This window comes from Baekduia sp. Peel2402 (genome assembly GCF_052567285.1).
Genome location: NZ_CP199582.1, coordinates 4395496 through 4408518, shown reverse-complemented (window position 1 = coordinate 4408518; position 13023 = coordinate 4395496). Strand labels below are relative to the sequence as shown.

The window sequence follows — 13023 nt, the reverse complement described above, 5'->3', positions numbered from 1 at the left end:
GTCCGTTCGGCGGGCATAGGCCAGTCTACCGCGCCGTAGGACGCGGACCCGGACCTCCGAAACGACCCGCAATAGACGGGAATGGGTCGCGAAAGCGCCCGGTTCGATCCCGCGCTAGTCCCGCATCGCGGGAAACAGCACGATTTCGCGAATCGACTTGTGGCCGGTCATCAGGAGGACCAGGCGGTCGATCCCGATGCCGATCCCGCCGGTCGGCGGCATGCCGTGCTCCAGCGCCTCGACGAAGACCTCGTCGTAGGGCGTGGTCTCCTCGTCCCCGGCCTCGGCCAGGCGGACCTGCGCCTCGAAGCGGGCGCGCTGCTCGTCGGGGTCGTTGAGCTCGGTGAAGGCGTTGCCGACCTCCATGCCGTTGGCGAAGAACTCGAAGCGCTCGACCAGGCCGGGCTTGTCGCGGTGGTCCTTGGCGAAGGGCGACAGCGCCTTGGGGTAGTCGACGACGAACGTCGGCTGGACCAGCGTGGGCTCGACCTTCTTTGAGAAGAGGTCGTCGACGAGGCCGGGCCATTCGAGGCCGTCGGTCGGGATGTCGATGCCGGCGTCCTTGATGGCCTGGGCGAGCGCGTCGCCGGTCTCGTGGGCCATGACGTCGATCCCGGTGGCCTCCTGGATCGCGTCGATCAGCGGCACGCGGCGGTAGGGCGTGGTGGTGAAGTCGATCTCGCCGTCGTATTGCGCCGCCTCCGCGACGCGCGGGAACAGCTCCTCGACGGCGGCCATCATGTCCTCGTAGTCCGCGTAGGCCTCGTACCACTCGACCATCGTGAACTCGGGGTTGTGCTTGTAGGAGATGCCCTCGTTGCGGAAGTCCTTGCCCAGCTCGTAGACGCGCTCCAGGCCGCCGACGATCAACCGCTTCAGGTACAGCTCGGTCGCGATCCGCAGGTAGAAGTCGCGGTCCAGCGCGTTGAAGTGCGTGGTGAACGGGCGCGCCGCGGCGCCGCCGTAGAGCGGCTGCAGGACCGGCGTCTCGACCTCGACGAAGCCGCGGTCGTCGAGGAAGCGACGGACGGCGGCGACGATCTTGGCGCGCTTGACGAACAGGTCGCGTGCGTCGGCAGACGCCATCAGGTCCAGCTCGCGCTGGCGGAAGCGGGTCTCGACGTCGCGCAGGCCGTAATGGGCGTCAGGCGGCGGGCGCAGCGCCTTGGCCAGGACGGCGTAGTCGTCGACGCGCAGCGACAGCTCGCCGCGGCGGGTGACGAACGCGGTGCCGTCGACGCCGATGATGTCGCCGAGGTCGACCTCGCCGAGCAGGCGCTGCATCTTCTCCTCGCCGAGCACGTCGAGACGCGCCTGGAGCTGGATGCGGCCGGAGCGGTCGACGAGGTCCAGGAACGCCATCTTGCCCTGGCCGCGGCGCTGGGTCAGGCGGCCGGCGACGCGATAGGCGTTCTCGGTCTCTGCTCCGGCCTCGAGGCCTTGGTTCTCGTCGCGGACCTGCTGCGACGGGACGACGCCCGGGTAGGACGGCGGATACGGGTCGATCCCGTCCGCGCGCAGGCGGTCGAGCTTCTCGCGGCGGACCGCGAGCAGCGCGTTGTGATCCTCAGCCGTGGGCTCTTCGCCCGGCTGTGCGTCGGGCTCAGCCATGGTGAGTGCGGAGCCTAGACGCCGACGTCGATCTTGGTGATCTTGAACTTCCGCGCCGGGCCCTTGGGGACGGCGACGGACACCAAGTCGTTCTTCTTGTGGCCGAGCAGCGCGCGGCCCATCGGCGACTCGTTGCTGACCTTCAGCTCGGCCGGGTTGACCTCCGCCGAGCCGACGATCGTGAACTTCTGCGACTTGCCGGTCTTCTCGTCCTTGACGTGGACGGTCGAGCCGACGCCGACGATGTCCGAGGACAGCTCCGACGGATCGACGATCGTCGCGGCGCGGATGCGCTCCTCGAGCTGGGCGATCTTGGTCTCCAACATCGCCTGCGCGTTCTTAGCGTCGTCGTACTCGGAGTTCTCCGAGATGTCCCCGAACTCCCGCGCTTCCTTGATCCGCTCGGCGACCTCACGACGGCCGTCCTTCTGCAGATGCTCCAGCTCGTCCTTGAGCTTGGTGAGGCCTTCTGGGGTGAGGATGACGTCTCGAGGCATTCAGTGAGGGGGATAGACCGGTCCGGGTCCGGGTCAGCCAGCGGCGTCTTCCGGGCCCAGCGAGCGCGGCAGTATAGCGACGCAGGTACCCACTACCAGCGCCGGGATTCCAGGGTCTTCTAGACCATTGGTGCCACGGCGGCATGCGCGTCCAAAACCGCGCGTGCCTCGGTGATGCTCGACGTCTGCTGCATGGCCGTGTGCAGGTCCTTCGAGCCGCCGAGGCGCTCGACGTACCAGGGGTGGAACTTGCGTAGGTAACGGCCCGCGCGGTCGGTCCCGAGGTGCTCTTCGGCCCGATCCATGACCCAGTGCCACTCGGCAAGGATCTCTGCGGCGGAGGGGTCCTCCTCGCGCAGACCGAGGAGCTGCTCGAACAGCCACGGGTTGCCGAGCGAGCCGCGGGCGAGCATGACCGCGGCGGCGCCGGTGCGCTCGTAGGCGTGCTCGACGTCCTGCACCGTGTGCAGCCCGCCGGTGAGGATCACCGGGGCCGGCAGCGAAGCGACCAGCTCCGCGGCCAGGTCGTAGTCCGGCGTGCCCTTGTGATGGACCTTGGCCGAGCGCGGGTGGAAGGTGATGGCGGCGACGCCGGCCTCCTCGACGAGCCGATGCGCCAGCTCCACTCCGCTCGTGTCGCCGGGGACCGAGCCGCTGCGCAGCTTGACCGTCACCGGCTTGCCCGAGCCCTCGCGGGCGGCGCGCGCGACCGCGACGGCGGTGTCGGGGTCCTTGAGCATCGCCGCACCCGCGCCGGTCTTACAGACCTTCGGGACCGGGCAGCCCATGTTGAGGTCGATCACGTCGACCTGCGGCACGTGCTCGGCGACATAGGCCGCCGCGGAGCGCATGACGTCCGGGTCCTGCCCGAAGAGCTGCAGCGCGGTCGGGCCCTCGTCCGGGTGGACTCGCAGGAGCTCGGTGAGCGTCTTCTCGTTGCCGTAGTGGATCGCGAACGAAGACACCATCTCGCTGTAGGCCATTCCGGCCCCATGGCGCGCGGCCTGCAGGCGCACGAACCAGTTGCCGATCCCGGCCAGCGGTGCGAGCAGCACGCGGTTGGGCACGGTGATGCCCGGAGCGAGCTCCCAGGGATCGGTGAGGGCGGGACGAGGCGTCATGTCTTGCGTTCAGGATAGAGGGGCTTCGTGCCTTCCTTGACGCTCGACACCAGCCGCCTGGCCCCGCTGCCCTTGGCGTTCTTCAGCGGTTTGGTGGCGCTGCTCGACGCGCTGGCGCCACCGCTGCTGGATGTCGCCATGACGAAGGCGACGCCGCGGGGGGATGGCGTGGAGGTCGTGCTGGCCCATGCTTCGGAGATCGCGTTCAGCGTTTGGGCGCAGGCGTCGGGGGAGGTGGTGGTCGTGGGCTGCTCGGCGATGCACTCGGAGTTCGCGGATGCGGCGGCGGCGCTGGCGCTGGTCGAGGAGCTGCTGCGGGGGCGGCGGGAGGTTCGGGGTTATGACGGCGTGGTTTTGCGGCCGGACTTTGTTGGGGTGCCGCCGCGGGCCTAGGGGGCGTTCAGTGCGGGGTGTGGGTGGTGGTGCTCCGGGTTGGAGAGGATCCGGCGAGGGAGTGAGAGCGCTGTGGCGTGGCGACCGCTGTTGGTCGTCCTTGGGCGTGTGGCCGGGCTCGGGAGGGCGGTTCGGGGCCGAAGGGTCGATCCGGGTCGCCTAATAGTCGATATACGACGCTTATTCGACCCGGATCCCATTCGGTGCTCCATGAGGGCCGGTTTCGGGATGCGGGTCGCGTGAGCCGGAATAGTTCCGGTCAGCGCGACCCGGACCGATCCTTCGGCCCCGAACGCTCCCCCCGCGCCCAAGAGGCAGCCCGAGGACGACACCAAGCGCCGGCCACGCCCACCCGGCTTCACTCCCTCGCCGCCCCTCTCCAACGCCCCGCACCACCAACAACGCCGCGCACCGAACGCCACCTACGCCCGCGCGACAACCCCCGCGTACCCCTCCGGGTCCGTGACGCCCTCCGTGGCAACCAGCAGCACCCGCGTCGCGCCGTCGTCGAAGCCGACGGCGTCACGCAACGCCCCGCACTCCGGGTCCTCCCGCAACGCCCGCAGCGCCGCCAGCGGCGCCGCGCCCGAGTCGCCGATCGCGTACCCACGAGCGGCCAGATCGGCCATCGCGCCATGGACCTCAAAATCGCTCACCGCGATCGCCCCCGCGATCCCAGCGCGCAGATCAGGCCACGCGTAGGCCGAGACCTCGGCGCAGTCGAGGCCCGCCATCGTCGTCCCGGGCGTGACGATCGTCGTCGGCTCCCCCGCTTCCAACGACGCAGCCAGGCACGCGGCGGTCGTGGGCTCAGCGGCGACCACGGAGATCCCGGCCGCCGCGCCGTAGCGCGCAGCCGCCGCGCCCAGCGAGCCGACCCCCACCGGGACGATGATCAAGTCATAGGCATCGACATCGCCCAGCTCGGCGAACAGCGTCGCGTAGCCGTCGACGACCCAGCGCGCCGGGCCGGAGTCCCCCACGTCGGCGATCTCCAGGACGCCGTCCTGCTCTCCCGCGGCGACCGACTCCGCGACGGCCTCCTCGTAGCCGCCGTCCACGACGACGACCTCCGCGCCCTCAGACGCGATCGCCGCGCGCCGCGCCGCCGCCGACCGCGCGGGCAGGAAGATCCGGCCGGCCAGGCCCCGCAGCGCGGCGACGTGCGCCACCGCGCGGCCGTGGTTGCCCGCAGACGCCGCGACCAGCGTGTGGACCGTCTCGCCGGCGGCCGCGACCTCGCGCAGCGCTCGCTCCACTGCCCACGACGCGCCGAGCACCTTGAACGCCGGCAGCCCGAGGCGCGCCGACTCGTCCTTCATCCAGACGCGGCCCGGCTCCAGCTCCCGGACTGGCGTCGGCGCGTAGCCCGCCAACCCGTCGTGGAACGCGCGGGCGTCCGCGCCGTCCTGCGCGCGCACGTCGCCCACCGCCAGCGCCCGGTTGACGACCGCCCGAGCCACCGCGCAACCGCCCCTAGGACGCGTTCCGCTCGTGCAGCAACTTCAGGCCCTTGAGCGTCAGCAGGTCGTCGACCGCGCCGATCGCCGTCGTGTGCGGCACGACCACGCCCGCCAGGCCGCCGGTGGCGATCGTCGCCGCCTCCTCGCCCAGCTCGTCCTGGATCCGGCCGATCAGGCCGTCGACCGCGCTCGCGAAGCCGAACACTACGCCGGAGCGGATCGCGTCGACCGTCCCCTTGCCGATCGCCCGCCGCGGCGCGACCAGGTCGATCCGCGGCAGCTTCGCGCCGCGCGAGGTCAGCGCGTCGAGCGAGATCTCCACGCCCGGCATCAGCACGCCGCCGATGTACTCGCCCTGGGCGCTGACCACGTCGAAGTTCACCGCGGTCCCGAAGTCCACCGAGATGCACGGCCCGCCGAGCCGCTCGTAGGACGCGACCGCGTTGACCAGCCGGTCGGCGCCGAGCTCGCGCGGGTTGTCGATCTTGATCGGCATGCCCGTCCGGATCCCGGGCCCGACGGCCAGCATGCGGTGCCCGAGGTAGTGCTCGGCCATCGCCAGCCACTCGGGCTCCAGCTGCGGCACGGTGGAGGACACGATCGAGGCGCTGAGGTCCGCCAGGCCGACCCCGCGCAGCTCCAGCAGGTTGCGCAGCGCCGCGCCCAGCTCGTCGCTGGTCGACGTGCGCACGGTCGCGAAGCGCCAGTGCTCGACCAGCTCGTCCCCGCGGAACGTTCCGAAGTGGGTCTGGGTGTTGCCGACGTCGACGACGAGGAGCATCGGCGCGCATCATGCCAATCCACGCGCGGAACGCGCCTCTCCGGTTAGGCTCGCGCCATGGCCACCCGCCTCTACGTCGTCCACGGCTCGCATCCTTGCCAGACCGTCGAGAAGGCTCTCGACCTCAAGGGAGTGGCCTACAAGAAGGTCGAGCTGCCCGCTTCCACGCAGCCGCTGGTGATGAAGCTGCTCTTCGGCGGCCGGACCGTCCCGGGCATCAAGTTCGACGACGGCGTGAAGGTCCAGGGGTCACGCGCGATCCTGCGCGCGCTTGAGGACCGCGTTCCGACGCCGTCGCTCTACGAGGGCTCGGCGGGAGCCGAGGCGATCCTCGAGGCCGAGCGCTGGGGCGACGAGGTCTTCCAGTCGATCCCGCGGCGCCTGCTGTGGGAGGCGTTCACCAAGGACCGCGCCGCGATGTACGGCTTCCAGGAGGGCGCCAGGTCGCCCAAGCTGCCCAAGCCGGTGGTCGTCGCCGCCTCCTACGCCGTCCTACCGATCGAGCGCAAGATGAACGACGTCGACGACGCGGGCGTGCGCGCCGACCTCGCCGCGCTGCCCGGCCTGCTCGACCAGGTCGACACCTACATCGCCGACGGCGTCCTGGACGGCGAGCAGCCGAACGCCGCCGACCTGCAGATCGCGCCGACGATCCGCTTGTTGTACGCGTTGGACGACGTCCGGCCGCTGATCGCGGGGCGCCCCGCCGAGGCGTTCACGTTCCGGTGGTTCGACCGCCCGGTCGCGTCCGTCCCCGCCGGGGCGCTGCCGGTTCACACCGCGGCGCCTGCCGCGACGCTCCCGGCGACCTGACCGCCGCCGCTCGCGAACGCGCCGATCAGCTCCGCGACGCGGTCCGGCTGGTCCCAGCTGACGAAGGTGTAGGCGTCGTCGAGCTCCTCGACGCGCGCATCCGGGAAGATCTTCGCCAGCCGATGCGCGTGCTCGATCTTGAAGAACTTGTCCTCGCGCGACCACACGAACAAGACCGGCTTCTTGAAGCCCGCGAGCTTGGGCGTGTTGTCGAGCAAGATGTTGGAGTCGATCCCCGACAGCGCGCGCCGCAGGTCGTTCATGATGCCCTTGTCTTTGAGAGCGCGCAGGACCCAGCCGTCCATGACCTCGTCGGGGATCGGCCGCTTGAGCAGCCCGCCGTAGGCCATCGGCAGCCGCCGCGCCGCCTTGGCGCGCATCGGCTCCAGCCCGGCGCGCAGCGCCCCCGGGATCTTCGCGGCGGTGATCAAGGGCTTGAACATCTTCGGCGGGAAGTCCTCGAAGGCGTCGCAGTCGGTCAGCACCAGGCGGCCGATGCGCTCGGGCGCCGCGACGACCAGCAGCTGGCAGAGCGCGCCGCCCGTGTCGTTGCCGACGAGCGTCACGTCGCGCAGGTCGAGCTGCTCGATGACGCCGGAGACGATCCGCGCGAGGCCGTGCGGCGACAGGTCGGCGTCGGGCTTGAGCGGGATCTGGTGCGAGCCCAGCGGCAGGTCGGGCGCGATGCAGCGGAAACGTCCGCGCAGCCGCTCGATCACCGGCTCCCACAGGCGGCTGTCGACCAGCGCGCCGTGCACGAAGACGACGGGCGGGCCGGAGCCCTCGTCGAGGTAGCGGATCGTCCCCTGGTCCAGCGTCAGCTCGGGCATCGCGTCAGGCCCTCCGGGTAGATTTACGTACAGCCTGCACGTAACTTACATACAGACGGTATGGAAGACAAGTCCCCCAACAAGCAGGAGGAGCGATCGCGTGCGACGCGCGAGAAGCTCATCGCCGCCGCCCGCGCGCTGTTCGCCACGCGCGGCTACGCCGCGGTCGGCACCGAGGAGATCGTCCGCGCCGCGGGCGTGACGCGCGGCGCGCTCTACCACCAGTTCCGCGACGGCAAGGAGCAGCTCTTCGAGGCGGTCTTCGAGCTGGTCGAGGCCGAGACCACGCAGCGCATCGCCGAGATCGCGCTGACCGACGCGACCGATCCCGTCGCCGCCCTGCGCAACGGCGCCCGCGCGTTCCTGGAGATCTGCGCCGAGCCGGAGATCGAGCGCGTCGCGCTGCTCGACGCGCCGTCGGTCCTGGGCTGGGCGCGCTGGCGGGAGATCGGCTTCCGCTACGGCCTCGGCCTCGTCGCCGCGACGCTACAGGCCGGGATCGACGCCGGCGCGATCGCCCCCCAACCCGTCACGCCGCTCGCCCACCTCCTGCTCGGCGCGCTCGACGAGGGCGCGCTCTACGTCGCCCGCGCCGAGGACCCCGACACGGCGCGCGCCGAGGTCGAGGTCGTCGTCAACGGCCTGATCGACGGGCTGGCGGCGGGCTAGCGGGTCAGGCGGAGCGGCACGTCGCCCGAGCGGCACGTGGTGCCGTCGGCCAGCGTCACGCGTGCGGAGGCGGTGCCGGTGAGGTGGCGCGCGTCGTAGCGGGCGTCGACGGCGACGGTGGCGGTGCCTTTGATGCGGAAACGGAGATGCGGGTCGGCGACGCGCTGGCGGAGATGCAGGACGCCGGCCGCGTCGCGGTCGCCGGGCTGCTCGGCGCGCAGACCGGGGAACCAGATGAACAGGCGCTGCGCGCGGCGTGGGGTGCAGCGGAGGTCCAGCGCGAACGCGAGGCTCTCGACGTGGTCGATGGAGTGGGCGAGCCCCACCGAGGCGCGGTCGCCGCCGGGGGTCGTCCCGGCGAGCACGACCGACTCGGACTCCTCCATCCAGCGCAGGACCTGCGCGTCGTGGGCGTCGGACGCCCTACCGTTGGCGATCACGGCCCACAGCAGGAGGGCGACCAGGCCGAAGCCCGCCCGCAGTCCCCAGGTCACGTTCCTGCTCATCGTCCCGGGTGATCGGCAGGAACGGTCGGATGCTCAAGCGCGTTCAGCGCTGGAGGACGAGCAGCGCGAAGCCGAACGTGTCGCGGCCGTAGGGCAGCGCGTGACGGGCGCGGATGCGGGCGGCGTAGTCGCGAGCCTCGGCGTCGTCGTACCGCTCGGCTTCGGCGGCGAGGCCGTCCTCGTAGGCGGCCCAGTCCGCCGCGGAGGCGACGCGCGGCGGCGCGACCGGCGCGAGGCCGGCGGCGCGGGCGGCATCCAAGAGCGCATCGAGGCCGAGCGGGAGCTCGTCGGCGGTGGCGCCGCCGAGCGCGTCGAGGAACGCCGGCGAGGGCTCGCGCGCCCAGAAGCCCTCGCCGAAGAGGACGAGGCCGCCGTGGGGCCGGGCCAGCGCGCGCAGCTCGCGCAGCGCGTCCGGGAAGCCGCCGTGGGCGTGCGAGGCGGCGACGTTGACCACGAGGTCGAAGGCGCCCTCCCGAAGGCCCGCGTCCTGGGCACGCGCCTCGATCAGCTCCGCGTCCACCCCGGCCGCGCGCGCTCGCGCCAGCGCCTCGCCGTCCGGGTCCACGCCGACGCCGCTCGCGCCCGGATGCGCGGCCAGGACGCGCCGCAACAGCACCGCCGCACCGCAGCCGGTCTCCACCACCCGCGCGCCCGCGGGCAGCTCCAGCCCGGCGATCGCGCCGTCGACGTCGGCCTCGCTCAGCGGGTTCATGAACGGCACCGCGGCGTGGGCGCGCAACGAGGCGGACTCGGTCACGCGCGCAGACTAGCCTTGTGGACGTGGGTCACGGCCACGATCACTCCCATGACGGCCACGGCGGTCACGGGCACAGCCACGAGATCAGCGCAGACGCTGACCGCGGCAAGCTCGCCGTCGCGCTGGCGCTGATCCTCGGCTTCATGGCCGTCGAGGTCGCCGTCGGCATCGCGGCCTCGTCGCTGGCGCTGCTCTCCGACGCCGCCCACATGCTCACCGACGCGGCCGCGATCGCGCTGGCGCTGGTCGCGATCAACCTCGCCAAGCGACCCGCCAAGGGCGCGTTCACCTTCGGCCTGCGCCGGGCGGAGATCCTCTCGGCCCAGTTCAACGGCGCGACGCTGCTGGTGCTCGGGCTGCTGGTCGTCGTCGAGGGCATCCGCCGGGTCATCAACCCGCCGGACGTCGAGGGCACCGCGGTGCTGATCGTCGCGCTCGTCGGCGTCGTGGTGAACCTGATCGCCACGATGGTCCTCGCACGCGCCAACCGCGATTCCTTGAACGTCGAGGGCGCCTACCAGCATCTGCTGACCGACCTGGCCGCGTTCATCGCCACGGCGATCGCCGGCGCGATCATCCTGCTGACCGACTTCCGCGAGGCCGACGGCATCGCCGCGCTGATCGTCGCCGCGATCATGCTGTACGCCTCGTACGGGTTGTTGAAGGAGTCGGGCCGGATCTTCCTGGAGGCCGCCCCGCGCGGCATGGACCCGGATGAGATCGGCCAGGCGCTCGCGCACGCGCCGGGCGTCGTCGAGGTCCACGACCTTCACGTCTGGGAGGTCTCGTCCGGCTTCCCCTCGCTGGCCGCGCACGTGGTCGTCGGCCGCGACTGCGACTGCCATCAGGCGCGAATGGGCCTACAAACGCTGCTGCGCGATCGCTTCGGGATCGAGCACACCACCTTGCAGATGGACCACGAGTGCGCCGAGCTGCTGCAGATCGAGCCGGTGCCGGCGGTCAGCGTGCAGGCAGCGTCAGCGGCGGGCCCTCCCGCCGGACGCCCTCGGTAACGGGCAGCGCGGCGAGCGCGTCGGCCAGCGCGACGCCGCCGGGCGTCGCCAGGGAGAAGTCGATCTCCAACAGCGGGATCAGCACGAAGCGGCGCTCGAGCAGACCCGGGTGCGGCACGGTCAGCCGCTCGGAGACGTGCTCGCGTCCGAACGCCAGCAGCACGTCGACGTCGATCGGCCGCGGGCCGTGGTGCACGTACTGCGGCCCTTCAGTCGTCCGCCCCAGCGCGCGCTCGACGTCCTTGCAGGCGACGAGCAGCGCGTCGGCGTCCAGCTCGGTCTCGACCGCCAGGCACGCGTTGAGGAACTGCGGCTGATCGAGGACGTCGCCGACGGGGTCGGTCTCGTAGGTCGAGGACGACGCCACGGCGAACACCCCGCGCTCGGCCAGCCCGTCGACCGCGGCCTGCAACTGCCCGCGGCGGTCGCCGAGGTTGGAGCCCAGGCCGAGGTGCGCGAGGCCGGCGCTCACGACGACGCTGGGGGCGGCGCGGCGCCCGGGAACAGCAGCGCGAGCTGCCGGGACTGGGCCAGCAGCGTGCCGTCCGGCGCCCAGATCGCGCCGTCCTCCTCGAAAAAGCCGCCGGCCGAGGTCGACGACGAGAAGCGCGCGAGCACCGGATCGTCCGGCGCCATCCCGGCGTATGGCAGCCGCGTGCGGAAGTGGATCGTCAGGTCGACGGTCGGCGCCGGCGCGGGCGTCGTCAGCCGCGCGAACGGCGACGGCAGCCAGGCGTCGGTGTAGAAGGCGACCGCCAGCGCGTCGGCCGGCCGCGGGTCGGCGAGCCGCAGCCAGCCGCCGACGAGCGCCTCGTCGCCGCCGCTCATCGGCCCGGGCCCGAAGACCGGCGAGAGCGCGGCGCGCAGCGCGATCGGCGGGACGCCGGGCGCGGGCTCCAACGTGTGCAGCTCCTTCGGCGGCGTCGCGATCTCCGGCGGGGGCGGCGTGGAGTAGTCCGCGACCGTCGGGAAGTCGTTGGCGAACGCGCCGATCGCGATCACCATCGGCCGGTCGTCCTGGACCATGCGCGCGGTCACCGTGCTCAGCGTCCGGCCGGCGCGCTCGATCGTCGTGTGGATCGTCGCGTCGGTGCCCGGGACCGGCGGGCGCAGGTAGTGCAGCGTCAGCGATCGCGGCGCGCGCGCCTCGTCGTCGACCGCGCAGAGCATCGCGCGCAGCATCAGCGCCGCGATGTAGCCGCCGTTGGGCCCTCGCGGGACGGCCCACTGGTCGGAGATCGTTGCTTGCCAGACCCCGTCGCCCACCGCGATGACCGCGGTGTCGCGGTCCAGCTCAGTCGTCGTCGTCGCCACCGCGCTGGCGCCAGACCTCGACGCTGACCTCGTCCACGGGCAGCGGGATCGGCGGCTCGGGCTTGGCCGCCTTCACCCAGACCTCGTCGGCGCTGTACTCGTCCAGCAGCCGGTCGGCGACCGCGCTGCAGAGCCGCTCCAGCGTCTTGTAGGAGCGCTGCTGGGCGACGAGCGAGACCGTGTTGCAGACCTCGCCGTAGTCGACGGTGTCCTCGACCATGTCGGTGACGGTCGCGTCGCAGTCGCCGACCTCCAGGCGGATGTCGAGGACCAGGCGCTGGCCGACCTCGCGCTCCGCGGCGCTTACGCCGTGGTGCGTGTAGAGCGACAGACCGCGGACCTCGATCGTGACCTCGGTCTGGTCGCCGCCGTCCTCGTCGAAGTCCTCGTCGACGTCGTCGGGCTCGAGGTCGTCCGGTGGTTCCTGGTCAGGCGCCATCGCGATGCAACGTAGCACTCGCGACCGCCAGCGCTTGACGTGCCTCGGCCACGTCGTGGACCCGGAACACGCGTGCCCCGCGCTCGTAGGCCAGGACGTTGGCGGCGATCGTGCCGGGGACGCGATCGTGCGGATCCGGCGCCGGGGAGAGCTTGTCGATGAACGACTTGCGCGAGACGCCGATGACGACGCGAAAGCCGAGCGCGACGATCTCGTCGGTGCGGGCCAGCAGCTCCAGGTTGTGTTGCAGGGTCTTGCCGAAGCCGATGCCGGGGTCGAGGTCGATGAGCTCCTCCTTGACGCCCTCGCGGACCGCGAACTCCGCGCGTTCGAGCAGGAACGCCTTGACGTCGTCGACGACGTCCGTGTAGCGCGGGTCGGCCTGCATCGTGCGCGGGTCGCCGAGCATGTGCATCAGGCAACAGCGGGCGTTGCGGTCGGCGACGAGGCCCGCCAGATCCGGCGCGGCGCGAAAGGCGGTGACGTCGTTGACGTAGCGGGCGCCGGCGTCCAGCGCGGCCTCGGCGACGGCGAGCTTGGTCGTGTCGATCGAGACCGTGACGCGGCCGCCGCCGCCCGCCGCGCGCGCCAGGGCCCGGACGACGGGCTCGGTCCTTCTGAGCTCCTCGTCGTCAGGAACCGGCAGCGCGCCGGGACGCGTGGACTCGCCGCCGACGTCGAGGATCGCCGCGCCCTCAGCGGCAAGCTGGAGGCCGTGCGTGACCGCGGCGTCGCGATCGAACCACTCGCCGCCGTCGGAGAACGAGTCCGGGGTCACGTTGACGACGCCCATGATCTCGGCGTAGGACATGGAAC

At 71.9% G+C, this 13023-nt stretch carries 16 protein-coding genes; 4 read left to right on the top strand and 12 right to left on the bottom strand.

What is annotated here, in order from left to right; all coding sequences use genetic code 11:
* Positions 1–114 precede the first annotated feature (114 nt).
* The 3 genes from lysS to ACT01A_RS21595 form a co-directional block, all read right to left on the bottom strand.
* Positions 115–1611 (bottom strand): lysine--tRNA ligase, encoded by a 1497-nt coding sequence (gene lysS / locus ACT01A_RS21605; protein WP_445149168.1) that lies wholly within the window; start codon positions 1609–1611, stop codon positions 115–117.
* A gap of 14 nt (positions 1612–1625) precedes the next feature.
* Positions 1626–2108: a transcription elongation factor GreA gene (gene greA / locus ACT01A_RS21600; RefSeq protein ID WP_445149167.1), complete on the bottom strand. Its 483-nt coding sequence runs from the start codon at positions 2106–2108 to the stop codon at positions 1626–1628.
* A 119-nt stretch (positions 2109–2227) separates the two neighbouring features.
* A complete protein-coding gene (locus tag ACT01A_RS21595) occupies positions 2228–3229 on the bottom strand; it encodes a tRNA dihydrouridine synthase (protein ID WP_445149166.1) in 1002 nt (333 codons plus the stop codon).
* Between the two features lie 36 nt (positions 3230–3265).
* On the opposite strand from ACT01A_RS21595, the gene ACT01A_RS21590 reads away from it, so the two are divergent.
* Positions 3266–3622 carry a hypothetical protein gene (locus ACT01A_RS21590; RefSeq protein ID WP_445149165.1) on the top strand — a complete coding sequence of 119 codons (357 nt, stop codon included), beginning with the start codon at positions 3266–3268 and terminating at the stop codon, positions 3620–3622.
* 422 nt (positions 3623–4044) lie between these two features.
* Here the strand turns inward: ACT01A_RS21590 and ACT01A_RS21585 are convergent, their stop codons facing one another.
* Entirely contained in the window at positions 4045–5085 is a 1041-nt protein-coding gene (locus ACT01A_RS21585) for a pyridoxal-phosphate dependent enzyme (RefSeq protein WP_445149164.1), read from the bottom strand.
* A 13-nt stretch (positions 5086–5098) separates the two neighbouring features.
* A complete protein-coding gene (locus tag ACT01A_RS21580; RefSeq protein WP_445149163.1) occupies positions 5099–5866 on the bottom strand; it encodes a type III pantothenate kinase in 768 nt (255 codons plus the stop codon).
* 57 nt (positions 5867–5923) lie between these two features.
* Between ACT01A_RS21580 and ACT01A_RS21575 the strand changes: the two genes are divergently transcribed.
* Positions 5924–6679 carry a glutathione S-transferase family protein gene (locus ACT01A_RS21575; RefSeq protein WP_445149162.1) on the top strand — a complete coding sequence of 252 codons (756 nt, stop codon included), beginning with the start codon at positions 5924–5926 and terminating at the stop codon, positions 6677–6679.
* On the opposite strand, the gene ACT01A_RS21570 is transcribed toward ACT01A_RS21575, so the two are convergent.
* Complete coding sequence (locus tag ACT01A_RS21570; RefSeq protein WP_445149161.1) at positions 6640–7509, bottom strand: alpha/beta fold hydrolase; 870 nt, start codon at positions 7507–7509, stop codon at positions 6640–6642. The two genes, ACT01A_RS21575 and ACT01A_RS21570, sit on opposite strands and share 40 nt — an antisense overlap.
* Positions 7510–7569: 60 nt before the next feature.
* Here ACT01A_RS21570 and ACT01A_RS21565 point away from each other — a divergent pair, with 60 nt between their 5' ends.
* A complete protein-coding gene (locus tag ACT01A_RS21565; protein ID WP_445149160.1) occupies positions 7570–8178 on the top strand; it encodes a TetR/AcrR family transcriptional regulator in 609 nt (202 codons plus the stop codon).
* On the opposite strand, the gene ACT01A_RS21560 is transcribed toward ACT01A_RS21565, so the two are convergent.
* Both ACT01A_RS21560 and ACT01A_RS21555 read right to left on the bottom strand, forming a co-directional pair.
* Positions 8175–8684: a hypothetical protein gene (locus tag ACT01A_RS21560; protein ID WP_445149159.1), complete on the bottom strand. Its 510-nt coding sequence runs from the start codon at positions 8682–8684 to the stop codon at positions 8175–8177. The genes ACT01A_RS21565 and ACT01A_RS21560 overlap by 4 nt on opposite strands.
* A gap of 43 nt (positions 8685–8727) precedes the next feature.
* Positions 8728–9441, bottom strand: a complete 714-nt coding sequence (locus tag ACT01A_RS21555; RefSeq protein WP_445149158.1) for a class I SAM-dependent methyltransferase — start codon at positions 9439–9441, stop codon at positions 8728–8730.
* A 23-nt stretch (positions 9442–9464) separates the two neighbouring features.
* Here ACT01A_RS21555 and ACT01A_RS21550 point away from each other — a divergent pair, with 23 nt between their 5' ends.
* Positions 9465–10454, top strand: a complete 990-nt coding sequence (locus ACT01A_RS21550) for a cation diffusion facilitator family transporter (RefSeq protein WP_445149157.1) — start codon at positions 9465–9467, stop codon at positions 10452–10454.
* Here the strand turns inward: ACT01A_RS21550 and folK are convergent.
* The 4 genes from folK to folP are packed head-to-tail and all read right to left on the bottom strand — an operon-like array spanning position 10402 to position 13018.
* Positions 10402–10926, bottom strand: a complete 525-nt coding sequence (gene folK, locus ACT01A_RS21545; RefSeq protein ID WP_445149156.1) for a 2-amino-4-hydroxy-6-hydroxymethyldihydropteridine diphosphokinase — start codon at positions 10924–10926, stop codon at positions 10402–10404. The two genes, ACT01A_RS21550 and folK, sit on opposite strands and share 53 nt — an antisense overlap.
* A complete protein-coding gene (locus ACT01A_RS21540; RefSeq protein ID WP_445149155.1) occupies positions 10923–11768 on the bottom strand; it encodes an acyl-CoA thioesterase in 846 nt (281 codons plus the stop codon). The genes folK and ACT01A_RS21540 overlap by 4 nt, the downstream gene beginning before the upstream one ends.
* Positions 11749–12207, bottom strand: coding sequence for a dihydroneopterin aldolase (folB, locus tag ACT01A_RS21535; RefSeq protein ID WP_445149154.1), 459 nt, complete (start codon positions 12205–12207; stop codon positions 11749–11751). The genes ACT01A_RS21540 and folB overlap by 20 nt, the downstream gene beginning before the upstream one ends.
* A complete protein-coding gene (folP, locus tag ACT01A_RS21530; RefSeq protein WP_445149153.1) occupies positions 12197–13018 on the bottom strand; it encodes a dihydropteroate synthase in 822 nt (273 codons plus the stop codon). Before folP ends, folB begins: the two co-directional genes overlap by 11 nt.
* Positions 13019–13023 lie beyond the last annotated feature (5 nt).

Coding starts and splice junctions, on each gene's coding strand:
- folP (WP_445149153.1), bottom strand. CDS start 13,018: ATGTCCTACGCCGAGATCATGGGCGTCGTCAACGTGACCCCGGACTCG.
- ACT01A_RS21580 (WP_445149163.1), bottom strand. CDS start 5,866: ATGCTCCTCGTCGTCGACGTCGGCAACACCCAGACCCACTTCGGAACG.
- folB (WP_445149154.1), bottom strand. CDS start 12,207: ATGGCGCCTGACCAGGAACCACCGGACGACCTCGAGCCCGACGACGTC.
- ACT01A_RS21565 (WP_445149160.1), top strand. CDS start 7,570: ATGGAAGACAAGTCCCCCAACAAGCAGGAGGAGCGATCGCGTGCGACG.
- ACT01A_RS21560 (WP_445149159.1), bottom strand. CDS start 8,684: ATGAGCAGGAACGTGACCTGGGGACTGCGGGCGGGCTTCGGCCTGGTC.
- greA (WP_445149167.1), bottom strand. CDS start 2,108: ATGCCTCGAGACGTCATCCTCACCCCAGAAGGCCTCACCAAGCTCAAG.
- lysS (WP_445149168.1), bottom strand. CDS start 1,611: ATGGCTGAGCCCGACGCACAGCCGGGCGAAGAGCCCACGGCTGAGGAT.
- ACT01A_RS21575 (WP_445149162.1), top strand. CDS start 5,924: ATGGCCACCCGCCTCTACGTCGTCCACGGCTCGCATCCTTGCCAGACC.
- ACT01A_RS21570 (WP_445149161.1), bottom strand. CDS start 7,509: ATGCCCGAGCTGACGCTGGACCAGGGGACGATCCGCTACCTCGACGAG.
- ACT01A_RS21595 (WP_445149166.1), bottom strand. CDS start 3,229: ATGACGCCTCGTCCCGCCCTCACCGATCCCTGGGAGCTCGCTCCGGGC.